The sequence below is a fragment of the Herbiconiux sp. 11R-BC genome (assembly GCF_049472555.1).
Taxonomy (GTDB): domain Bacteria; phylum Actinomycetota; class Actinomycetes; order Actinomycetales; family Microbacteriaceae; genus Herbiconiux.
In genome coordinates this window covers 103,730-124,128 of sequence record NZ_JBCEBO010000007.1, presented here as the reverse complement: position 1 = coordinate 124,128, position 20,399 = coordinate 103,730, and the positions used below count along the sequence as shown (strand labels likewise).

Annotated in this window: 20 protein-coding genes, 2 tRNA genes and 1 riboswitch; of the genes, 11 read left to right on the top strand and 11 right to left on the bottom strand. The window is 70.5% G+C overall.

Going from position 1 to position 20,399, the window contains the following annotated elements:
• Positions 1-35 precede the first annotated feature (35 nt).
• Positions 36-1,346 (bottom strand): alpha/beta hydrolase, encoded by a 1,311-nt coding sequence (locus VD659_RS15955; RefSeq protein WP_423262035.1) that lies wholly within the window; start codon positions 1,344-1,346, stop codon positions 36-38.
• A 140-nt stretch (positions 1,347-1,486) separates the two neighbouring features.
• Here VD659_RS15955 and VD659_RS15950 point away from each other — a divergent pair, with 140 nt between their 5' ends.
• Positions 1,487-2,731, top strand: coding sequence for a DNA polymerase IV (locus VD659_RS15950; RefSeq protein WP_423262034.1), 1,245 nt, complete (start codon positions 1,487-1,489; stop codon positions 2,729-2,731).
• Positions 2,732-2,845: 114 nt separating this feature from the next.
• Here VD659_RS15950 and treZ read toward each other — a convergent pair whose 3' ends face one another.
• Genes treZ through glgX form a run of 3 tightly spaced genes read right to left on the bottom strand, consistent with a single transcriptional unit; the run spans position 2,846 to position 9,229 of the window.
• Positions 2,846-4,606 carry a malto-oligosyltrehalose trehalohydrolase gene (gene treZ / locus VD659_RS15945; RefSeq protein WP_423262033.1) on the bottom strand — a complete coding sequence of 587 codons (1,761 nt, stop codon included), beginning with the start codon at positions 4,604-4,606 and terminating at the stop codon, positions 2,846-2,848.
• Positions 4,606-7,014 (bottom strand): malto-oligosyltrehalose synthase, encoded by a 2,409-nt coding sequence (gene treY / locus VD659_RS15940; protein ID WP_423262032.1) that lies wholly within the window; start codon positions 7,012-7,014, stop codon positions 4,606-4,608. The genes treZ and treY overlap by 1 nt, the downstream gene beginning before the upstream one ends.
• A 13-nt stretch (positions 7,015-7,027) precedes the next feature.
• Positions 7,028-9,229, bottom strand: a complete 2,202-nt coding sequence (glgX, locus tag VD659_RS15935) for a glycogen debranching protein GlgX (RefSeq protein ID WP_423262031.1) — start codon at positions 9,227-9,229, stop codon at positions 7,028-7,030.
• A 151-nt stretch (positions 9,230-9,380) separates the two neighbouring features.
• Between glgX and VD659_RS15930 the strand changes: the two genes are divergently transcribed.
• The 6 genes from VD659_RS15930 (at position 9,381) to VD659_RS15905 (ending at position 14,281) form a co-directional block, all read left to right on the top strand.
• A complete protein-coding gene (locus VD659_RS15930) occupies positions 9,381-9,758 on the top strand; it encodes a hypothetical protein (RefSeq protein WP_423262030.1) in 378 nt (125 codons plus the stop codon).
• Between the two features lie 46 nt (positions 9,759-9,804).
• Complete coding sequence (locus VD659_RS15925) at positions 9,805-10,407, top strand: alpha/beta family hydrolase (RefSeq protein WP_423262029.1); 603 nt, start codon at positions 9,805-9,807, stop codon at positions 10,405-10,407.
• A gap of 29 nt (positions 10,408-10,436) precedes the next feature.
• Positions 10,437-10,544: riboswitch (TPP riboswitch) on the top strand.
• Positions 10,545-10,636: 92 nt separating this feature from the next.
• A complete protein-coding gene (locus VD659_RS15920) occupies positions 10,637-11,269 on the top strand; it encodes an ECF transporter S component (protein ID WP_423262028.1) in 633 nt (210 codons plus the stop codon).
• A 35-nt stretch (positions 11,270-11,304) separates the two neighbouring features.
• A complete protein-coding gene (locus tag VD659_RS15915; protein WP_423262134.1) occupies positions 11,305-12,981 on the top strand; it encodes an ABC transporter ATP-binding protein in 1,677 nt (558 codons plus the stop codon).
• The gene (locus tag VD659_RS15910; protein ID WP_423262027.1) at positions 12,978-13,778 is read left to right on the top strand and encodes an energy-coupling factor transporter transmembrane component T family protein; all 801 of its coding nucleotides are present in this window, start codon (positions 12,978-12,980) and stop codon (positions 13,776-13,778) included. Before VD659_RS15915 ends, VD659_RS15910 begins: the two co-directional genes overlap by 4 nt.
• A gap of 14 nt (positions 13,779-13,792) precedes the next feature.
• A complete protein-coding gene (locus VD659_RS15905) occupies positions 13,793-14,281 on the top strand; it encodes an ATP-binding protein (RefSeq protein ID WP_423262026.1) in 489 nt (162 codons plus the stop codon).
• A gap of 95 nt (positions 14,282-14,376) precedes the next feature.
• Here VD659_RS15905 and VD659_RS15900 read toward each other — a convergent pair whose 3' ends face one another.
• From VD659_RS15900 to orn, 4 genes are all read right to left on the bottom strand, one after another.
• Positions 14,377-15,624, bottom strand: a complete 1,248-nt coding sequence (locus tag VD659_RS15900) for a D-alanyl-D-alanine carboxypeptidase family protein (protein WP_423262025.1) — start codon at positions 15,622-15,624, stop codon at positions 14,377-14,379.
• Positions 15,625-15,733: 109 nt separating this feature from the next.
• Positions 15,734-16,084: a metallopeptidase family protein gene (locus VD659_RS15895; protein WP_137836194.1), complete on the bottom strand. Its 351-nt coding sequence runs from the start codon at positions 16,082-16,084 to the stop codon at positions 15,734-15,736.
• 69 nt (positions 16,085-16,153) lie between these two features.
• Positions 16,154-16,229: transfer RNA gene (locus VD659_RS15890), tRNA-His, on the bottom strand.
• 49 nt (positions 16,230-16,278) lie between these two features.
• Positions 16,279-16,899, bottom strand: a complete 621-nt coding sequence (orn, locus tag VD659_RS15885; protein WP_423262024.1) for an oligoribonuclease — start codon at positions 16,897-16,899, stop codon at positions 16,279-16,281.
• 103 nt (positions 16,900-17,002) lie between these two features.
• On the opposite strand from orn, the gene VD659_RS15880 reads away from it, so the two are divergent.
• The gene (locus tag VD659_RS15880) at positions 17,003-17,221 is read left to right on the top strand and encodes an SCO4848 family membrane protein (RefSeq protein WP_423262023.1); all 219 of its coding nucleotides are present in this window, start codon (positions 17,003-17,005) and stop codon (positions 17,219-17,221) included.
• Positions 17,222-17,244: 23 nt separating this feature from the next.
• Here the strand turns inward: VD659_RS15880 and VD659_RS15875 are convergent.
• The 3 genes from VD659_RS15875 to VD659_RS15865 form a co-directional block, all read right to left on the bottom strand.
• A tRNA-Arg gene (locus tag VD659_RS15875) sits at positions 17,245-17,317 on the bottom strand.
• A gap of 58 nt (positions 17,318-17,375) precedes the next feature.
• Complete coding sequence (locus VD659_RS15870; RefSeq protein ID WP_423262022.1) at positions 17,376-18,215, bottom strand: hypothetical protein; 840 nt, start codon at positions 18,213-18,215, stop codon at positions 17,376-17,378.
• Between the two features lie 96 nt (positions 18,216-18,311).
• Positions 18,312-18,560, bottom strand: coding sequence for a hypothetical protein (locus VD659_RS15865; RefSeq protein ID WP_423262021.1), 249 nt, complete (start codon positions 18,558-18,560; stop codon positions 18,312-18,314).
• A 59-nt stretch (positions 18,561-18,619) separates the two neighbouring features.
• Between VD659_RS15865 and msrA the strand changes: the two genes are divergently transcribed.
• The 3 genes from msrA to VD659_RS15850 all read left to right on the top strand — a co-directional run bounded on the left by msrA (position 18,620) and on the right by VD659_RS15850 (position 20,398).
• Positions 18,620-19,147, top strand: a complete 528-nt coding sequence (msrA, locus tag VD659_RS15860) for a peptide-methionine (S)-S-oxide reductase MsrA (protein ID WP_423262020.1) — start codon at positions 18,620-18,622, stop codon at positions 19,145-19,147.
• 127 nt (positions 19,148-19,274) lie between these two features.
• Complete coding sequence (locus tag VD659_RS15855) at positions 19,275-19,769, top strand: single-stranded DNA-binding protein (protein ID WP_423262019.1); 495 nt, start codon at positions 19,275-19,277, stop codon at positions 19,767-19,769.
• A 104-nt stretch (positions 19,770-19,873) separates the two neighbouring features.
• Entirely contained in the window at positions 19,874-20,398 is a 525-nt protein-coding gene (locus VD659_RS15850) for a DUF6993 domain-containing protein (protein ID WP_423262018.1), read from the top strand.
• Position 20,399: the final 1 nt, after the last annotated feature.

The window sequence follows — 20,399 nt, the reverse complement described above, 5'->3', positions numbered from 1 at the left end:
CAGGGGTCGATCGCGGTGCCGGAGCCGGCACGCGATCAGCGGTTCAGACCCCAGTGATCGGCGATCAGACCGAGGCCTTGCGCGAACACGTACGACCACGTCGTCGCGTCGTGCGCGCTGCCCGACGCCTCAATGTAGGTGGCCGTCATCCCAGCAGCCTGAGCGTCGGCATAGAGAGTTTGAATGCCGGGCTTGTAGTTGGTGTCCTCGCTGCCCACGCCGAACACGGCGAAGGTGTCGGTGTAGGGCGCTTTGGCGGCCATGATGGCCGCCGGATAGGCGGCGGCGTACTTCGCGGCATCCCCGCCGAAGCCCTTGGCGATGGTGGTCTGGGCGTCGCCGATCTTCGGGTACTCCTCGCCGGAGGCGTCGAGGATGGCCCCGAAGAGCTCCGGATGCGCGGCGCCGAGCTGAATGGAGCAGGTACCGCCCTGCGAATAACCGCCGATGCCCCAGTAGTTCGGGCTCGGCAGCACCGGGAGGTTGGCGTTGATCCAGGCCGGAACGTCGACGGTGAGGTAGGTGGCGGAATTGCCGATCGGCGAGTCGACGCACATCGGGTTCACGGTGGGGGCGCCCAGCTGATCGGGGGAGACGACGATCGGGGCGAGGCCCTGGTGGGCGGCGGCGTAGGCGTCGAGGCTCTGCTGGAGCTTGGCGGTGGTGAGCGGCTGGTCGGGTGTGCCCGGCTGGCCGGAGAGCATGATGAGCACGGGGAGTTTCGGCGGGTTCGCGGTGAGCGCGGCCGGCGGCAGATAGACCACCGCCTCGCGGGCCGGGAAGCCGGAGACCGTGGCGGGGATCGTCACCGAGGAGACGGAGCCGGCCGTGGGCATCCCGGCGGGCGCTGTCCAGTTCTCGATCGTGTTGGGGTTCGCGGTGTCGCTCTTCGCGATGCTGGGCAGGGCCTGCCCGGCGAAGGCGTTGAGACCGAAGACGCTGCGGATGGTGGTGTACTGGCCGAAGTCGATGTTGATCGCCATCGCGGCGGTGCCGGCGAAGAGCACGACAGCGAGCAGCGATGCGATCATCCGCCGCCAGCTGGCCCGCCAGAGCGAGGCGAGGGCCACGCCGATGCCGGCGAAGCCGAGCAGCACCCAGACCCGCATCACCGTCGTGAGGGCCACGCCGAAGAGGTTGAGCTGATCGGCCAGGAGCCAGGTGAGTCCGAGGCCGAGCAGGGCGCCGACGACCGCCGCCGCGCCGGCGACGAGCAGCCATCGACGGCGGGTCCAGCGCCGGCTCGGGCGCACGAGCACGAGCAGCACGAAGGCGATGGCGGCCGCCACGTAGACGCCGATCACGAACGGGCCCGAGATGATCCCGATGTCGAGGAGGGCTTTCACGGGAGGGATCCTGTCGCTGGTCGTGCACCTCCGGCTGCGGCAGGGGCGTCGAACAGTATTTTCCCTCAGTCTGAGCGAATCCTGGGAGAACCCGATGGATGGGCTGCGCGCGTGTCGGTGGCGCCGCTTAGGCTCGAGGTATGGATGCCGACCAGCAGCTCGTCGAGGCAAGCCCTCCGATTCTGCACGTCGACATGGATGCGTTCTTCGCCTCGGTCGAGCTGCTCTCGCATCCGGAGCTGCGCGGCAAGCCGGTGATCGTGGGAGGCCGCTCGGCGCGGGCTGTGGTGACGAGCGCCACCTACGAGGCGCGAGCCTTCGGGGTGCACTCGGCGATGCCGGTGGGCGCGGCGCTGCGCCTGTGCCCGAAGGCGGTCGTGCTCGAGCCGCACATGGAGCGCTACCGCGAATTCTCGCGTCAGGTCATGGCCCTGTTCCGCGAGGTCACGCCACAGGTCGAACCGCTCAGCATCGACGAGGCCTTCCTCGACGTCTCGGGTGCGCGCCGGCTGCTCGGGGAGTCCGACGTGATCGCCCAGCGCCTGCGTGAGCGCGTGTTCGCCGAGACCGGTCTGCCGTGCTCGGTCGGGGTGGCGCCGACGAAGTTCATGGCGAAGCTGGCCTCGGGCCGGGCCAAGCCCGACGGGATGCTCGTGGTGCGGCCCTCCGAGGTTCTCGGCTACCTGCATCCGCTGCCCGTGCGCGCGCTCTGGGGCGTGGGCGGCCGCACAGCGGAACAACTCGAGCGACTGGGGCTGCGCACCGTGGGCGACATCGCCGGAACCCCGCTCGACGCCCTCGTGCGTGCGGTCGGCGAGGCGAGCGGCTCGAAGCTGCACGAGCTCGCGAACGGCATCGACCCGCGCCCGGTGGTGACGGTCAGCCAGGAGAAGAGCGTGGGCCACGAGCGCACCTTCGACGTCGACGAGCGCTCGCCGGAGGTGCTGCGGCGCGAGCTCCTGCACCAGTCGAACCGGGTGGCGGTGCGGCTGCGCGCGGCCGGCCTGGTGGGGCGCACCGTTGCACTGAAGCTGCGTTTCTCCGACTTCACCACGATCTCGCGCTCACGCACGCTCTCGGAGCCCACCGATCTCGGCAAACGCATCTTCGACGAGGTGTCGGCCGTCTACGACGCCGTCGGCGTGCGGGGCGAGGCCATCCGGCTCATCGGTGTGCGCGTCGAACAGCTGAGCGAGGCCGGGGCCACTCTGCACCAGCCCACGCTCTGGGCCGACGAGGAGGCGCCGTCGGAGGGCTGGCGCGACGCGGAGCGCACCATCGACCGTGTCACGGCCCGCTTCGGCATCGACAGCGTGCGGCCCGCTTCGCTCGTGCGCGCGCCCAAGTCGGGCGAGACCGCCGAGCAGAACGGCACCCGCCGGTAGGCAGCTACGCGCTCCGAGACGACGGAGTTCCGGCACGGAAACCGGGAACGACGGAACCTCTGTGCTCGTGAGCGGCAGGCTCCGTCGTTGCGCGGCGCGGCGGCGCGGGGCGGGTCAGGCCGGTCGGGTGACCAGCACGGACTTCGATGCCAGCTCGACGGGAACCGCGGGCGTGGGCCGGCCGCGCAGGGCGGCGTGGGAGTCGACGAGCGACTCGCCGAACCGCACCGGCAGCGAGCCGAGCTCGAGGGGCGAATCCCCGAGGTTCAGCGCGAGCACCAGTCCCGGCCGCTCGAGGGTGAGCCAGCGCCGCTCCTCGCTGAACCCCACGGTGATGTCCTCGAGCCGCACCGCATCGCCGGGCGGTAGCTCTGCACGGATCGCGGCCAGCCGCCGGTAGAACTCGAGCATCGACCGGTGCTCCGGATGCGCCGGGTCGTCGATCTCGCCCCAGTCGAGCTTGGAGCGCTCGAAGGTCTCGGGATCTTGGGGGTCGGGCACCACCGACTCGTCCCAGCCCATGCGCGCGAACTCGCCGATGCGCCCTTTCGCCGTGGCTTCGCCGAGCTCGGGCTCGGGATGCGAGGTGAAGAACTGCCAGGGGGTCGACGCCGCCCACTCCTCGCCCATGAAGAGCATCGGCGTGAACGGCCCGAGCAGGGTGAGCGCCGCCGCGATGGCGAGCGAATCGCTGTCGAGTGTGGCCGTGAGGCGGTCGCCGATCGCACGGTTGCCGATCTGGTCGTGGTTCTGCGAGGCCACCACGAGCCGCCAGGGGGCGGTGGCCGCGCGGTCGAGCTCGACCCCGTGCATCCGTCCCCGGAAGCTCGAGTAGGTTCCGTCGTGGAAGAAGCCTCGCTCGAGAACCTTGGCGAGTGCGCCGATCGAGTCGAAGTCGGCGTAGTAGCCGGAGGTCTCACCGGTGAGGTTGACGTGCATGGCGTGGTGGAAGTCGTCGCTCCACTGCCCGTCGAGACCGTAGCCCTGGTCGCGCTCGGTGAACATCACCGGATCATTGAGGTCGGATTCGGCGATCAGCAGCCTCTTCACGCCACTGCGCTCCGAGAGCAGATCGACGGCGGCGGCCAGCTCGGCCAGCAGGTGCACCGGGCTCGAGTCCACGAGCGCGTGCACCGCATCGAGGCGCAGACCGTCGACATGGTAGGTCTCGAGCCACATCAGCGCGTTGTCGATGATGAAGCGCCGCACCTCGGGGGAGCCCTCGTGATCGAGGTTCACCGAGGTTCCCCAGGTGTTGCTCGAGGCGTCGTCGAGATAGGGCCCGAAGACGGGCAGGTAGTTGCCGCTCGGGCCGAGATGGTTGTAGACCACGTCTTGGATGACGGCGAGTCCCGCCGCGTGGCAGGCGTCGACGAAGCGCCGATAGGCCTCGGGCCCGCCGTAGCCCTCGTGCACCGTGAACCAGGCCACCCCGTCGTAGCCCCAGTTGTGGGTGCCGTTGAACCCGTTCACGGGGAGCAGCTCGACGTGGGTGACGCCGATCGAGCGCAGGTGGCCGAGCCGAGCGGCCGCGGCATCGAGCGTGCCCTCGGGGGTGAAGGTGCCGAGGTGCAGCTCGTAGATCTCGGCGCGGTCGATCGGCAGGCCGGCCCAGCCGTCGTCGTGCCACACCTGCCCGGCCGGGTCGTCGGTGCGCGAGAGCCCGTGCACGCCCGCGGGCTGCCGCCGCGAGCGCGGGTCGGGGTGGGGGCCTTCGCCGTCGACGAGGTAGCCGTAGTCGAGCCCGGCGGACCACGGAACCTCCGCCGTCCACCAGCCGTCGTCGCCGGCGGACATCGGATGTGTGACGTCGCCCAGCACGAGTTCGACCCGGTTCGCTCGCGGCGCCCAGACCGCGAAGTCGTTCTCGGCCATCATTCTCCTTCGATGCGTTGCAGCAGGGCCACGGGGAACACCGAGAGCAGTTCGGCGACCGGCCGCTCTCCGGCGCGGAAGACCTGCCCGGTGAACGTGTCGACGTACCCGTGCGGGGCATCGGGCAGCTCGAGCACGGTTCCCGCCCAGCCGCCGCCGCGCGCGAGTGTGACAGGGAGGCGGGTGACCACGGTGACAGCACCGCCGCGGTCGAACGCCAGGACGTGACCGGCGGCTGTTCCGCGGGCGGAGAGCCCGCGGTACCCCGTGAAGAGCTCAGGACGGTCGCGCCGCAGTCGCAGGGCGGTCGACACCACGAGGAGTTTCGCCGCACCGGACTCGTCGAGCGAGACCGGCTCTCCGGCGTCTTGCCGATCGAGCAGAGCGGAGCGCTCGTCGTAGTCGACCGGGCGGCGGTTGTCGGGGTCGACGAGCGAGCGGTCCCACAGCTCGCTTCCCTGATAGACGTCCGGGGCGCCCACCGTCGTGAGCTGCACGAGCTTGGCGCCGAGGGCGTTGCTCGCGCCGGCACCGTCGAGGGCGGCGAGCTGGTTCTCGAGCAGGCCCCGGGCGATCGGATCGACGAACACGGTGTCGACCACGTGGGCGAGCCGCTCCTCGAAGGGGGCGTCGGGCTCGAGCCAGTTCGTGGAGACCCCGGCCTCGCGCGCGGCCTTGAGCGCATAGGCCTGCGCCCGCTCTCTCGAGAGTGGCCACGCGCCGAGCAGGGCCTGCCACAGCAGGTTCTCGAAGGGCCCGTCGTGCAGCGGCAGGAGCCCGCGGAGCTTCGTGAGGGTTCCGGCCCAGCCGTCCGCCACCTCGCTGAGGGCCGAGATGCGCGCGCGGGTGTCTTCGGAGCGCTTCGTGTCGTGCGTGGAGAGCGTGGTCATGGCGTCGGGTGTGGACGCGAGGCGGCGCCGCTGGGCGGCGTGGAACTCCTCCGCAGTCACACTGAACTGCTCCGGCAGCGCGCCCACCTCGGTGAGGCTCGTGAGGCGTGTGAAGCGGTAGAACGCCGAGTCCTCGACACCCTTCGCCATCACCATTCCCGAGGTCTGCTGGAAGCGGGTGCTCGCGGCCGAGCCCGTGCGGCCGAGCATCACCGCGGTCTCTGCGAGCACATCGCTCAACTCCGGACGCCGCTCCTGGGCGAGCGCGAGCGCTGCCTCGAGGTGCTCGCGGCCGTCGGGGAGGTAGGAGCGGTAGACCGGGAAGGCGGTGAGCATCTCGGCCAGGGCATCCGTCACCGCGGCCGGTTCGGTGGGCGTGGCGAGCCCCCCGTCGCGTTCGATGTCGCGGGCGAGCCGGCGCACCTCGGCCTGCAGGATGCCGTCGGCCACCCCGCGTTTCGTGCTCCGTACGAGCTCGTGGTAGTCGGTGGCCGCGAGGGCCGCCTCCACCTGGGCCTCCCGCTCGACCTCTGCTGCTGCCGAGGCGGCGCCCTCGTGCCCGAGGGGTTCGCCGCGGAGCCAGCGGTCCAGGCGCGTGAGGGCCGCTTCGCCGGTGGGGTCGATGAAGACCCGGTCGATCAGGGCGAGCGCGTCGTACCCCGTGGTGCCCGCGGTCTTCCACGAGGGCTCGAGCGGCTCGTCGCCCTCGAGGATCTTCTCCACCAGCACGTAGGCGCCACCTGTGAGCTCGGCCAGCCGCTCGAGGTAGCCGCCCGGGTCGGCGAGCCCGTCGGGGTGGTCGACCCGCAGTCCGTCGACGAGCCCCTCGCGGAACCACCGACCGATCTCCGCGTGCGACTCGTCGAACACCCAGGGCTCCTCCACCCGGATCGCCGCGAGCGTGGAGACGGCGAAGAACCGCCGGTAGTTGAGCTCGCTGCTCTCGCGGCGCCAGTTCATGAGTTCGTAGTGCTGGCGGGAGTGCACCGTGACGGCGTCGGCTCCGTCGTCGGCGGTGCCCGGCGCGATGGGGTAGCGGTGGTCGTAGTAGGCGAGCACCGCATCCGCCCCGCTGCCCTCGATGGTGAGCGCCTCGAGCGAGTCGTCACCGAGCACGGGGATGCGGATGCGCCCGCCGCCGGCCTCCCAGTCGACGTCGAAGGCCTCGGCGTAGCGCGATTCCTGGCCGAGCTGGAGCAGGTTCCACCACCACGCGCTGTCGGCCGGGGTGGCCACCCCCACGTGGTTCGGCACGATGTCGACGAGCACGCCCATGCCGGCCTCATGTGCCGCCTCGGCGAGCACCCGCAGGCCCTCGGCGCCACCGCGCGATTCGTCGATGCGCGAGTGGTCGGTCACGTCGTAGCCGTGCTGCGAGCCCGCCTCGGCCTGGAGGATGGGGGAGAGGTAGACCCAGTCCACCCCCAACCGTGCCAGGTAGGGAACCAGGCGCGCGGCGTCGTGAAGTGTGAAGTCGGCGGTGAGCTGGAAGCGGTAGGTCGACCGAGGCGTGCGCATCCGGAACCCCTCCTCAGCCCACCGAGGGGGTGGCGGGAGCCGACTGGCCCGCGCTGTCGGCCTGCGCGGTGAGGGAGGCAGCCACCGAGTGATCGGGCTCCACCTCTTCGGCACGGTGCACGCGCAGCACCACGAGCGAACGCGCCTCGACGGTCATCGACTGCGAGGCCGAGAACACCTGCGAGTCGGCTGCCTCGCCGGCGGTGTCGATCACCACGTCCCACGACTCGGAGTACTCGGCCGAGGGGAGGGTGAACGCCTGCTTCTCGTCGTGCGCGTTGAAGTAGAGCAGGAAGTGCACGTCGTTCAGCGGATTACCGCGGGTGTCGCGGGCCCGGATGCCCTGCCCGTTCAGGAAGACGCCCACCGAGCGCGAGAGGCTCGAGTCCCAGTCTTCCGGCTGCATCTCGCTCGCGTCCGAGTCGAGCCACACGATGTCGGGGAGAGGCTCGCCCTTGCCGCGCTTCACGGGCCGGCCGTCGAAGAAGCGGCTGCGGCGGAAGGTGGGATGCTCCTTGCGCAGCCGGGTGACGGCCGCGGTGAACTCGACCAGCGGGTGGTCCTCCTCGTCCCAGTGCACCCAGGTGAGCGGCGAATCCTGCGCGTAGGTGTTGTTGTTGCCCTCCTGCGTTCGGCCGAGCTCGTCGCCGTGCAGGAGCATCGGCACGCCCTGTGACAGCAGCAGGGTGGCGATGAAGTTGCGCTGCTGGCGTGCCCTCAGCGTGAGCACCTTCGGGTCGTCGGTCGGGCCTTCCACCCCGCAGTTCCAGGAGCGGTTGTGCGATTCGCCGTCGTTGTTGTCTTCGCCGTTGGCGTCGTTGTGCTTCTCGTTGTAGGAGACGAGATCGCGCAGGGTGAAGCCGTCGTGCGCCGTGACGAAGTTGATCGAGGCCACCGGGCGGCGGCCCGAGTGCTCGTAGAGATCGGCCGAACCCGTGAAGCGGCTCGCGAACTCGCCGAGCGTCGACGGCTCACCGCGCCAGAAGTCGCGCACGGTGTCGCGGTACTTTCCGTTCCACTCCGTCCACTGCGGAGGGAAGTTGCCCACCTGGTAGCCGCCGGGCCCCACGTCCCACGGCTCGGCGATGAGCTTCACCTGCGACACCACCGGGTCTTGCTGCACGAGCTCGAAGAAGCTGGACAGGCGGTCGACGTCGTAGAACTCGCGCGCGAGCGTGGAGGCCAGGTCGAAGCGGAAGCCGTCGACGTGCATCTCGGTGACCCAGTAGCGCAGCGAGTCCATGATGAGCTGCAGCGAGTGGGGGTGGCGCACGTTGAGCGAGTTGCCGGTTCCGGTGTAGTCCATGTAGTAGCGCTTGTCGTCATCCATCAAGCGGTAGTAGGCGGCGTTGTCGATGCCGCGGAACGACAGGGTGGGGCCGAGGTGGTTGCCCTCCGCGGTGTGGTTGTACACCACGTCGAGGATGACCTCGATGCCGGCCGCGTGGAGTGACTTCACCATGCCCTTGAACTCCTGCACCTGCTGGCCGCGGTCACCCGTGGAGGAGTAGGAGTTGTGCGGCGCGAAGAAGCCGATGGTGTTGTAGCCCCAGTAGTTGGTGAGCCCCTTGTCGAGCAGCACGCTGTCTTTCACGAACTGGTGCACCGGCATGAGCTCGATGGCCGTGATGCCGAGCTTCAGCAGGTGGTCGACGACGGCCGGATGCGCGACGCCGGCATAGGTTCCGCGCTGCTCCTTCGGAATGGCCGGGTGCAGCTCGGTGAGCCCTTTCACGTGGGCCTCGTAGATGACGCTCTCGCTGTAGGGCACGCGGAGCTTGCGGTCGCCGGACCAGTCGAAGAAGGGGTTGATCACGACGCCGTAGGTCATGTGCTTCGCGGAGTCTTCGTCGTTCCGGGAGTCGGGGTCGCCGAAGTTGTAGGCGAAGAGCGACTGATCCCAGTCGAGCTCGCCGCTCGTCGCCTTCGCGTAGGGGTCGAGCAGCAGCTTGTTCGGGTTCGCGCGCTGGCCGTTCTCGGGGTCGTAGGCGCCGTGCACGCGGTAGCCGTAGCGCTGGCCCGGCTGCACCTGCGGCAGGTAGGCGTGCCAGACGTAGGCGTCGACCTCCGTCAGCTCGATACGGGTCTCTGCGCCCTTGTCTCCGAAGAGGCAGAGTTCGACTTTCTCGGCGGACTCGCTGAAGAGGGCGAAATTGGTGCCGCTCCCGTCGTAAGTCGCTCCGAGCGGGTAGGCCGATCCGGGCCACGATTGCATCTGATCTCCTGTCGGGTCTCCGCCCACGCTACCCGGTTCGGGCTCGCGCACCACGGGTCGGCCCGAGGTGGTTGACAACTCCCGCTCAGAGCCCCCTGTGGAGAACAAGACGCCCCTACCCCGCCGGTGGCGATCGCGGTAGCGTTGGCCCATGGCGAACCTCGTGGACACCCTGACCGACGCGACCAAGACCATCGGAGTGGGTGCCGCCTATGGCGCGCCCGTCGAGATCGACGGAGTGACCATCGTTCCCGTCGCGCTCGTCTGGGCAGGCTTCGGCGGCGGCAACGCCACGGGCAACGGCAACGCCTCCTCGCCCACCGACGCGGCGAAGCCGCTCTTCGGTGGAGACGCCGGCGGCGAGGGCTTCGGCGGGGGCGGGGTGAGCATCCCGGTGGGCGCCTACGTCACGACCGACGGGGTGGCGAGCTTCCAGCCCAACATCATCGCGCTGCTGGCCGTGTCCGTCCCGGTCGTGGTCACGGCCGGATGGGCCTTCGCCCGCGTCATCCGCGCGCTCAAGAAGTAGCCCCCTGGCCCCCGAGCTGCTCTGGAGCGGCCCCGCCGACGGGCCCGTGCTGGTTCTGGCGCACGGCGCCGGTGCGGCCATGGACTCGCCGTGGCTCGACCGCTTCGCCGCGCTCCTCGCGGAGCCGGCCCGCGGCATCCGTGTCGCCCGCTTCGAGTTCGCCTACATGGCCGCGCGCCGCAGCGGCACACGCAAGCCGCCGCCGCGCGCCGAGACGCTCAGGGGGGAGTACCGCGAGGCGGTCGCCGCCGCGACGGATGCCGCGGGCGCGCCGGTCGTCATCGGCGGCAAGTCGATGGGCGGCCGGGTCGCGAGCCTCGTGGCCGACGAGCTGCACGCCGAGGGAGCCGTCAGCGGGCTGGCGGTGCTCGGCTACCCCTTCCATCCCCCCGGCTCCCCCGAGAAGCTCCGCACCGCGCACCTCGAGCACCTCGAGACGCCGACGCTCATCTGCCAGGGCTCCCGCGACCCCTTCGGCACGCGCGAGGAGGTGCCGGGCTACGCCCTGTCGCCGGCCGTCCGCATCCTGTGGCTCGACGACGGCGAGCACGAGCTCAAACCCCGCGTTAAGATCAGCGGGCACACGCACGCCGAACACCTCGCCACGGCGGCGGATGCGGTGGCCGCGTTCGTGAAGCACCCGCGGTAGCGAGCATCCCGCCCGGCCCCGGCCTATACTGATCGCAACACGGGAGTCCGGTGAGCCGGGCTGAGAGGAAGGTTCTCAACCTTCGACCGTCGAACCTGATCTGGATCATGCCAGCGCAGGGAGGCATCTCTTCGCCGTGTCCGGTATCGTCCGGGTCGCCTTCGCGAGCCGCGCCGCCGCCGGACGCGGCAAACCCGTGCCCCTTCCACCGAATGAAAGGGCACGACCAGTGCATTCCACCACCGCAAAATTCGCGGCATCCGCCGCCGTCCGCCGCCGCAGTCTCCGCTGGAGGGTCGTCGACATCGTCGTGGCCAGCGTCGTCGGCGTCGCCGCCGGGCTCGTCTTCTGGGCCTGGAACCTCGTCTACGCCCCCATAACCGATCCGCTGGCGGTCGTCGCGCCCGGCGCCCAGGCGCTCCTCTACGGGGTGTGGTTGTTCGCCGGTGTGCTCGGCGGGCTCATCATCAGAAAGCCGGGCGCCGCGCTCTACACCGAGCTGGTGGCGGCGATCGTCTCCGCCCTTGTCGGCACGCAGTGGGGTGGTGCGCTCACCATCCTCTCCGGCCTCGCACAGGGCCTCGGCGCCGAGATCGTGTTCGCTCTCTTCCTCTACGGCAACTACCGGGTCTACGTGGCCGTTCTGGCCGGCGCCGGCGCGGGCATCGGCATGGCGGTCAACGACCTGATCACCTGGTACCCGGCGATGGACTTCGGCTTCAAAGCGGTCTACTTCGTGTCGGCGATCGTGGGAGGCGCGGTGGTCGCCGGCGTGCTGTCGTGGTTGCTCGTGAGGGCGCTCGCGCGAACGGGAGCGTTGAGCCGATTCGCCGCGGGTCGCGAGGCCACGGCGAAGGCCTGAGCGTGACCCGAGTGCCCGGCGAGCCCGGAGAAGGCATGGCATCGGCCGGGGGACCTCGACCCCGGGCCGGCGCCGGCCTCCGCGCCGAGGGCTGGGGCTGGCGCCACGCCGGGCGCGAGGCCTGGGCGGTGCGCGGGCTCGACCTCGTGATCGAGCCGGGCGAGCGCGTGCTGCTGCTCGGCGCATCCGGTGCGGGCAAGTCCACGCTCATGCAGGCCTTCGCCGGTGTGCTCGGGGGCGTCGACGAGGGCGACGAGGAAGGCTCGTTGCTCGTCGACGGCCAGCCGCCCGAGGCCGTGCGCGGGCGCGTGGGGCTGCTGATGCAGGACTTCGATTCGCAGGTGGTGCTCGCCCGGGTGGGCGACGACGTGGCGTTCGGATGCGAGAACCTCGGCGTTCCGCGCGACGAGATCTGGCGCCGGGTCGGCCTGGGCCTCGCGGCCGTCGGCCTCGACCTGCCGCTGGAGCACCCCACCTCGGCGCTCTCGGGCGGGCAGAAGCAGCGCGTGGCACTCGCCGGCGTGCTCGCGATGCGGCCGGGCGTCATCCTCCTCGACGAGCCGACCGCCAACCTCGACCCGGCGGGTGTGACGGAGGTGCGGGATGCCGTGGCCGCAGTCGTGCGCGACTCCGACGCGACCTTCGTGGTGATCGAGCACCGGGTCGACATCTGGCTCGACGTCGTGGACCGTGTGGTGGTGCTCGCCCCCGGCGGGGGAGTGCTCGCCGACGGCGACCCCGCCACCGTGCTGCGTGAGCGCGGCGCGGAACTCGCGCGCGACGGCGTGTGGGTGCCCGGGATCGACCCTCTCGGCGGTCGTCCCGTGCGCTCGGACGCGGCGACTCCGAGCACCGAGCCGGGGAGCAGCGCGACCGCCGTGCCCGCGCGCCGAGGGGAGCTCCTGCTCTCCGGACGCGGACTGGCGGTTGCCCGCGTGCCCGGCCGGGTCGTGGCCGACGGCATCGGGCTCGAGCTGCGGGCCGGCGAGGCCACGGCCATCACCGGGCCGAACGGAGCCGGCAAGACCACGCTCGCGCTCACCCTCGCCGGGCTGCTCCCGGCGTCCGGCGGTGACGTCATCGCCGCGCCGGTGCTCGTCCGAGGCGTGAGCGGCAGCCCGCGCGCTCGTCGCGCGGCCCGGCGGCGGGATGCGCGACCCCGGCCGACGATGAGCGCGACGGATGGGCCGGCACCCGCCCCGCGCATCCGCTCGTCTTCCGAGCTGCTCGCCGACCCGATCGTGTGGCGTTCGCGCGAGCTGCTCACCCGTGTCGGCACCGTCTTCCAAGATCCGGAGCACCAGTTCGTCACGGGCACGGTGCGCGGTGAGCTCGAGGTGTCGCTGCTGGCGCTGAAGCTGCCCGCCGAGGAGATCTCGGCGCGCGTCGACGAGGTCGCCGGCCGGTTGAGGCTCGACGCCCTGCTGCGCGCGAACCCCTACACGCTCTCCGGGGGTGAGAAGCGGCGGCTCTCGGTGGCCTCGGCGCTCGTGACGCGCCCGCGCATCCTGCTGCTCGACGAGCCCACCTTCGGGCAGGATTCGCGCACCTGGGCCGAACTCGTGCGACTGCTCGCCGAGCAGCTCGACCGCGGCACCGCAATCGTGGCGGTGACCCACGACCGGGCCTTCATCGACGCCCTCGCCGATCAGGAGATCGTGGTGACGGAGGGTGCGGGCACCCTCGCGCCGGCGAAGGGGGCTCTCGCATGAGCGCGACGGCCGCCACTGACGCGCTGACGCCTCCGCGCGGGGCGCAGGCCATCTACCGCGTGAACCCGGTCGCCAAGCTCGCCGCCGCCCTGGCGCTCAGCCTGCTGCTGCTCGTGACGATCGACGCCGTCTCGGCGGCCGTGGCTCTCGTGCTGGAGAGCGTCCTCTTCTTCTGGGCGGGCCTCGGCCTTCGCGCCTTCTTCCGCCGCACGGCGGCGATCTGGGTCGCCGCACCGCTCGCCGGCGTCACGACCCTGCTCTACGGCGTGTCCGCGGGCCAGAGCTACCTGCAGTTCGGTCTGCTGCACGTGAGCGACGGGTCGATCGCGCTCGCGCTCGCCACCGTTCTGCGCATCCTCGCCATCGGCCTGCCCGCGGTGGTGCTCTTCGCGACGATCGACCCCACCGACCTCGCCGACGGGCTCGCGCAGGTGTGGCGCCTGCCGAGCCGGTTCGTGCTCGGGGCGCTTGCGGGAATGCGCCTGCTCGGGCTCTTCTTCGACGACTGGAGGCAGCTCGAACTCGCTCGCCGGGCGCGCGGCCTCGGCGACACCGGACGACTGCGCCGATTCGCGAACCAGGCCTTCGCGCTGCTCGTGCTGTCGATCCGCCGCGGCAGCAAGCTCGCCACGGCCATGGAGGCGCGCGGTTTCGGCGGCGACACCGTGCGCACCTGGGCCCGTCCCTCGCCGTTCGGGGCGAAGGAGTGGCTGCTCATCGCCCTCGGGGTCGTCATCGGCGTGGCGGCGCTCGCCGCGGCCGTCGTGACCGGCTCGTTCAACTTCGTGATCGGCTGAGGGGAGGGGGCGATATGACGGTGATCCTCCTCGACGGTCCGAGCGGCTCCGGCAAGACCGAGCTGGCGCTCCGGATGCGCGACGGCTGGGTGGGAGCCGACCTCCCGACGGTCGTGCACCTCGACAGCATCTATCCCGGTTGGGACGGGCTCGAGGAGGCCTCGGCGCACCTCGCCGAGCACCTGCTCGAGCCGCTCCGCGACGGGCGTCCGGCGCGCTGGCGGCGCTACGACTGGGAGCGTGCCGAACCGGCCGAGTGGCACCTGGTCGACCCGGCGCATCCGCTGATCGTGGAGGGCTGCGGGGCGCTCAGCCGGCGCAACGCGGCCCTCGCCGACTTCGCCGTCTGGGTGGAGACCGACGATGCCGCGCGCAAGCAGCGCGCCCTCGAGCGCGACGGAGAGCTCTACGCCCGCGAGTGGGACCGCTGGGAGGCGCAGTGGCGCGCCTTCGTGCGGCGCGAGAACCCGCGCACGCTAGCGACCATGATCGTTCCCACCTGAGCGACCGGTTCTTGCAGAAATAGCCGAGAGCGTCGCGCTATTCGGCGAGCTCTCGGCTATTTCCACGGAATCCGGTCACGGTACCTGTCCGTGTATCACTTGCGCGAGTCGATGAACGCCGAGATCACGGGCACGGGGTTCGAGAGCCGCCAGAACGGACCCGGATCGCCGATGCGCTGGTCGAGCTGCAGCAGCACCTTCACGTCGCCGTCGGGCGTGGTGACCGTGACGCTGCCGACCTGTTCGCCCTTGGCCCCGGTGGACAGGGTCTTGGCGTCGACCGTGTAGCTCAGCGGGGAGGTGACCCAGAGCATCCGGTTCTCCGTGGACATGGCCACGCCGTGCGCCACCTCGCCCCACGGCGTCGTGTAGGTCACGAAGCTCTGCCCCTCGGTCACGATGTCGGTGGGCTTCAGCGTGGCCGTCGCCGAGGTGACGAGCGCCGTGAGGTCGTCGTCGAGGGTGGTCCAGTCGGGCTCACGGAGGAAGGCGCCGTAAAGGGTCACGGTGTTGCCGCTCACCGTGACCGCGAGCGAGAAGAGGAAGCAGACCCCGGCCTGGTCGGTGTAGCTGCGCGAGAGCCCGGTGTAGCTCTCCTCCGCGTGGTAGGCGGCGAGGTTGTCGACGCTGCGGTTGCCGGTGAGCCGGGCATTCGGCTGCGCCATGATCTCGGCGACGGCGGGGTCGGCGAAGGCGAGGGCGGAGATCTTGGCCAGGTCGGTGGCGGTGCCGACGTCGCCCTCGCTCAGGCCGGTGGCGTCGACGAGCGTGGTGCCGGTGAGGCCGTGGCCGCTCAGCCAGGTGGTGGCCGCGGCGAGGTAGGCGTCGGTGGAGCCGAAGGCCCAGCGGGCGAGCGCATCGGCGTGGTTGTTGCTCGAGCCGAGCAGCATGGCCTGCAGCATCTCGCGCTGCGTCCAGGTCTCGCCGGTGATGAACGACACCGCCCGGGCGCTCTCGGAGATGTAGGTGACGTAGCCGGCGTAGTCCTCGGCGGTCACGGTGATGGTGGCGCCCTGCTCGCCCGCCTTCATGGGCTTGGCGTCGAGAACGACGAGGGCGGTGATGATCTTCGCGGCACCGCCGATCGGCACGGGGTCGGTGATGCCGCCCGAGGCGAGAACCGAGCTGCTGCCGTCGGCGACGACGGCGCTCGCTCCGGTGGCCGGCACCGTGGGGGCGCCGGTGACCGCTGCCTCGGCAGGCGCGTCGGCGACGGATGCGGTGGCCGGCGGGAGCGGGCCGACGAGGGTCGCGGGGCCGTACAGCCCGAGCCCCAGGATGACGAAGACGCCCACGATGATGACCACCGCGCGTAGCGCCTTGCGCCCTGCCGAACCTGCCATGGCTCCAGGCTACGGGGCACGGGATGCCGTTGCGGGCATCGACGCACGGAAGCCGGAATCGGGCGGAAGGGGCGGCTCAGGAGCCGATCAGGAGCCGATCAGGGGCTGCTCAGGCCCAGCCGAGCTCGTGCAGGCGCTCGTCGTCGATGCCGTAGAAGTGCGCGATCTCGTGCACCAGGGTCACATGCACCTCGTCGCGCAGCTCCTCGACGTCGGCGCAGATCGCCAGCAGCGGCTCGCGGTACAGGATGATGCGGTCGGGCATCTCGCCGAAGCCGTACTGGCCGCGCTCGGTGATGGCGACACCGTCGTAGAGGCCGAGCAGATCGAGCGAGCCGTCGGCCGGCCGGTCTTCCACCACGAACACGACGTTGTCGAGCCCGTCGAGCATGTCGTCGGGAAGGAGGTCGAGCTCGTCGGAGACCAGTTCGTCGAAGGCATCCGGTGCCATCTCGATCATGCTGCCTCGATCACCCGGTTGCGACCGCATCCGGCGATCGGGAGGTCGTGGGCGGCCTTAAGCCGCCCGTGGGGTGAATAACGGGACTCGAACCCGCGACATCCGGCACCACAAGCCAGCGCTCTACCAACTGAGCTATATCCACCATGGTCACCGCCGCAATCAGGATTGCAGGGCAACGAGGAAACATTCTATTACAAACGCGAGCCGAATTCGCGCACCACGTCGGAAGAGATGGTTTTGAGCTCTGCCGAGGTGGGTCCGGGCTCCCCGATGAAGACCGCTTTGCGGTAGTACTCGAGCTCTCGGATCGACTCGAGGATGTCGGCGAGGGCACGGTGGCCGCCCGCCTTCTCGGGTGCGTTGAAGTACACCCGGGGGAACCAGCGGCGCGAGAGCTCCTTGATCGAGGAGACGTCGATCGAGCGGTAGTGCAGGTGCCCGTCGACACGCGGCATGTACTTCGCCAGGAACGCACGATCGGTGCCGATGGTGTTGCCCGCGAGAGGCGCCTGCTGTGCGGCCGGCACGTGCTTCAGGATGTACTCGAGCACCTGGTATTCGGCGTCGGCGAGGCTCACGCCGTTCGGGATCTCCTCGGAGAGCCCGCTGGTCTCATGCATCTTCGTGACGAAGTCGTTCATGTTCGCGAGTGCGGAGTCGTCGGGCTTGATCACGATGCTGAACCCCGGATCGACGAGCGCGAGATCGAAGTCGGTGACGACCACCGCGACCTCCACCAGCTCGTCGATCTCGAGGTCGAGCCCCGTCATCTCGCAGTCGATCCACACGAGACGGTCGGAGGAAGAACTCATGCTGCGAGTCTAGCGTCGGCCTCGGACACGGGCTTCCGGAGGCACCGGGCCGGGCCGGGTGCCCGTCGGGATGCCCGGCATCCGGCTCGTAGACTGGCTCGCGATGATCACGACACTCGCCATCCTGCTCTTCGTCAACGCCGCCTGGAATGCCATCGTGTGGCCCCAGTTCTTCAAGCGGGTCAACCGCGACGAGCGGGCGCGGGATGCGGCGGGCAAGCCGACGCCGTTCCTGATCGTGCACGCCGTGCTGATCGGCGTCTCGCTGCTGATCGCCGTCGTGTCGCTCGTCGTGGGGATCGTGGCGCTCGTCGGGGCTTGAGTCGCACATCGCACGGCACGGAGTGCCCCTGGCTGGATTCGAACCAGCGACAAACGGATTAGAAGGCCGGTGCTCTATCCACTGAGCTACAGGGGCGACGCGAGAAGCGTACTACCTCGGGGCTGATGACCCGAGGTGGATCGGGGCCGGAGGGCTACTCGGTGCCGGAGCTGCGCGGCGGGAAGGCGTTGACCGGCGGGGGCATCTCGCCGGCGGCGCGCGCCTCGCCGGGGTCGGTGGTGTATTCGAGCTCGCCGATCGGGGAGGCGCCCGGCGCGACCCCGCGGGTGCCGGTGCCCGAAGCCACCTGCTGCACCGTCGGCCGCGGCTCGTGCGTGGGGGGCAGGGGAGCGGCCGGGGTGAGAACCGCGGTGGAGGCGTAGGCCGGCGCCGGCTGCTGCTCGGGCACGGGAGGGGTGGCGGGGGCGGCGTACTGGGCGTGGTGCTGCTGCGCGACCCAGGCATCCTGCTGCGCGAGCAGTTCGCGCTCGGAGGAGGCGTCCTCGGCCGACCAGCGCGCGAGGTCGGCCTCGAAGACGCGCTTGGCGCGCCCGGGGCGCTGCTGCCACTCGATCAGGCGGTCGCGGAACTCGAACACGGCCGGCTCGACCTGGTAGCCGAAGGTGGCGGAGTTGCGCTTCATCTCGGCGAGGGCATGCGCGGCCCAGTTGGCTGCGACATCCGCTCCCTTGATGGGGAGCAGCCGCACCTGGATGTCGGACTGCCCCGTGGCGCGGTCGGAGAGGATCTGCTCCTGGGGGGTCAGCGAGTTCCAGACCGAGGCCTGCTCGGCCGCGTCGATGAGCGAGGCGATCGCCGCGATCTTGAGCTCGCGGTCGTGCTTGGCGAGGAGGCGTTTGATGGAGCCGGAGGCGATCCAGGCGGCCACCAGGCCCGCCACGATGATCGCGACCAGCGGCACCACGATGCCCGACACGACGAAGCGGCCGTCGGTCGAGGAGAGCCAGCTGACGAAAGAGTTCCACCATTCCATGAGCGGCACACTACCCCCGCTCGAGGCGGAGCCCGGGGCGACGAGCCGGTGCGCCACGAACTGCCAGCAACACCCGCGGGCGGCCCCGCCGCGGGGTCACCGCAGGCATTCGGCGGCCTCTTCCCGGCTGGCGAACTCGCCGATGTCGGAGATGCGCGCGGCGGTGGCGAAGGAGGCGGCGGCGTGCAGGCGCCTGGCCCGGTAGCGGGGCGCACCGCTCTGCTCGGCCTCGAGCTGCTCGACGTAGCCGAGCACGAGACCGGATGCCGCGGTGACGCGCCAATACCCGTCGCGCACCCGGCGCAGCTCCGGGTGGCGGAGGCCTGTCTGAGTCGTCGTTTCCATGCCTGAACGGTAGAGCCGACCACCGACATCCGTTCTCCGGGGCGTCGTAGAATCCGAGCATGGAAACTTTCGTGCTCGCCGGAGGCTGCTTCTGGTGCCTGGATGCCGTCTACCGCACACTCGAGGGGGTGCAGGACGTCGTGTCGGGCTACGCCGGCGGAACCGTGCCGGACCCCAGCTACGAACAGGTCTGCACGGGCACCACGGGTCACGCGGAGGTCGTCGCGGTCACCTTCGACCCGGCCGTGATCCCGGCCGACATCATCCTCGACGTCTTCTTCACCCTGCACGACCCGCGCCAGCTGAACCGGCAGGGCAACGACATCGGCACGCAGTACCGCTCGGCCATGTTCTACGACGGCGACGAGCAGAAGGCCCTCTTCGAGGCCGCGCTCGTGCGCGCCGGAGAGCTCTGGGACGGCGGGGTCGTCACGACCCTCGAGCCGCTCGGCGCGTTCTACCGCGCGGAGGAGTACCACCAGGACTTCTTCGCCAAGAACCCCGGCCAGGGCTACTGCATGGCGGTCGCCGTGCCGAAGGTCACGAAGGTGCGCAAGGCCTACGCGAGCTACATCAAGGCCGCCTGAGCCACTCCTCCTCCACAACCACGGGCGACCGGGGATCCATCCACAGATGTGCTCCCCGGTCGTTCTGCTCTCCGCCTGGCTCGCAGAATCGATCCGTCAACACGCATCGACCCAGAAGGAGCACCCCATGCCCGACCTCATGACCCTCACCGGTGTCGTCGCCACGGCGCCGCGCCACATCACCACGAACTCCGGCCTCGACATCACGAGCTTCCGACTGGCCTCGGGCCAGCGCAAGTTCGACAAGGCGAACAACAAGTGGGTCGACGCCGAGACCAACTGGTACACCGTGACCGCGTTCCGGCAACTCGCCCTCAACCTCGTCACCTCGGTCGAACGCGGGCAGCATGTGCTGGTGTCCGGGCGGCTGCGCATCCGCTCCTGGGAGAGCGGCGAGAAGTCGGGCATCACCATCGACCTTGAAGCGGATGCGGTGGGTCACGACCTCACCTTCGGCACCTCGGTGCACACCCGGGTGCTGAACACCCCGCCCGGCGGGGGAGCCCCGGCAGGGGCCGAACCCGAGTGGCCGAGCTCTCCGGTGCCTTCGGGCGAGGGAGCCGGAGACGACGAATCCGCGGAGAGCGGTGTCGCTGCGGGCGCCACCCTGGTTCCGTTCTGATGAGGCGGTCTCCCAGGCGAATCCGGTGAGCACCGCATAAACTCAGGGAGGCCTCACCCGGCCGCAGCCCCAGTGGCACCGCAAACGAGAGGACACCGCAAGCGATGCAGACGAGAGCTGGCGAGTCGGAGACCCGAGACCGGTCGAGGATGCGCTGGGCGCTGGGCGTGCTCGTGCCGGTGGCGTTGACCGTGGTGCTGGCCGGATGCACGCCGTCGGCGAACCCGGCCCCCAGCTCCGCGGCTCCGAGCCCGAGCGCCTCGTCGTCAGCCACCCCCACTGCGGCTCCCACAGCGACAGCGGGTGCGCTCGACCCGGCGGGCAGCGCGGCCGACAACAAGGCCTTCTTCGACTCCGTGAACCAGGCGCTCATCGCGAGCAACCCGGGCGCCGGCGGGCAGGACTTCACGAGCAACCTGCGCACCAACGGCTTCGACATCGCGGCGATGCAGGTCACCCCCGACACCACCACCGTGGGGGTGGCCGCCGACTCCATCCAGTTCTCCGTCCGCTGGGGCGACGACTGCCTGATCGGGCAGTACGGCCAGGGCCACTACGAGAGCCTCGTGGCGCCGGCCCTCGGCACGGGCGCGTGCCTGGTCGGCCAGACCCGCGCCATAGACTGGTAGG

What these genes read in the sequence shown, in the direction of transcription:
- VD659_RS15950 (WP_423262034.1), top strand. Translation starts at nt 1,487, where the DNA reads ATGGATGCCGACCAGCAGCTCGTCGAGGCAAGCCCTCCGATTCTGCAC.
- treZ (WP_423262033.1), bottom strand. Translation starts at nt 4,606, where the DNA reads ATGGCCGAGAACGACTTCGCGGTCTGGGCGCCGCGAGCGAACCGGGTC.
- treY (WP_423262032.1), bottom strand. Translation starts at nt 7,014, where the DNA reads ATGCGCACGCCTCGGTCGACCTACCGCTTCCAGCTCACCGCCGACTTC.
- glgX (WP_423262031.1), bottom strand. Translation starts at nt 9,229, where the DNA reads ATGCAATCGTGGCCCGGATCGGCCTACCCGCTCGGAGCGACTTACGAC.
- VD659_RS15930 (WP_423262030.1), top strand. Translation starts at nt 9,381, where the DNA reads ATGGCGAACCTCGTGGACACCCTGACCGACGCGACCAAGACCATCGGA.
- VD659_RS15915 (WP_423262134.1), top strand. Translation starts at nt 11,305, where the DNA reads ATGGCATCGGCCGGGGGACCTCGACCCCGGGCCGGCGCCGGCCTCCGC.
- VD659_RS15910 (WP_423262027.1), top strand. Translation starts at nt 12,978, where the DNA reads ATGAGCGCGACGGCCGCCACTGACGCGCTGACGCCTCCGCGCGGGGCG.
- VD659_RS15905 (WP_423262026.1), top strand. Translation starts at nt 13,793, where the DNA reads ATGACGGTGATCCTCCTCGACGGTCCGAGCGGCTCCGGCAAGACCGAG.
- VD659_RS15900 (WP_423262025.1), bottom strand. Translation starts at nt 15,624, where the DNA reads ATGGCAGGTTCGGCAGGGCGCAAGGCGCTACGCGCGGTGGTCATCATC.
- VD659_RS15895 (WP_137836194.1), bottom strand. Translation starts at nt 16,084, where the DNA reads ATGATCGAGATGGCACCGGATGCCTTCGACGAACTGGTCTCCGACGAG.
- orn (WP_423262024.1), bottom strand. Translation starts at nt 16,899, where the DNA reads ATGAGTTCTTCCTCCGACCGTCTCGTGTGGATCGACTGCGAGATGACG.
- VD659_RS15880 (WP_423262023.1), top strand. Translation starts at nt 17,003, where the DNA reads ATGATCACGACACTCGCCATCCTGCTCTTCGTCAACGCCGCCTGGAAT.
- VD659_RS15870 (WP_423262022.1), bottom strand. Translation starts at nt 18,215, where the DNA reads ATGGAATGGTGGAACTCTTTCGTCAGCTGGCTCTCCTCGACCGACGGC.
- VD659_RS15865 (WP_423262021.1), bottom strand. Translation starts at nt 18,560, where the DNA reads ATGGAAACGACGACTCAGACAGGCCTCCGCCACCCGGAGCTGCGCCGG.
- msrA (WP_423262020.1), top strand. Translation starts at nt 18,620, where the DNA reads ATGGAAACTTTCGTGCTCGCCGGAGGCTGCTTCTGGTGCCTGGATGCC.
- VD659_RS15855 (WP_423262019.1), top strand. Translation starts at nt 19,275, where the DNA reads ATGCCCGACCTCATGACCCTCACCGGTGTCGTCGCCACGGCGCCGCGC.
- VD659_RS15850 (WP_423262018.1), top strand. Translation starts at nt 19,874, where the DNA reads ATGCAGACGAGAGCTGGCGAGTCGGAGACCCGAGACCGGTCGAGGATG.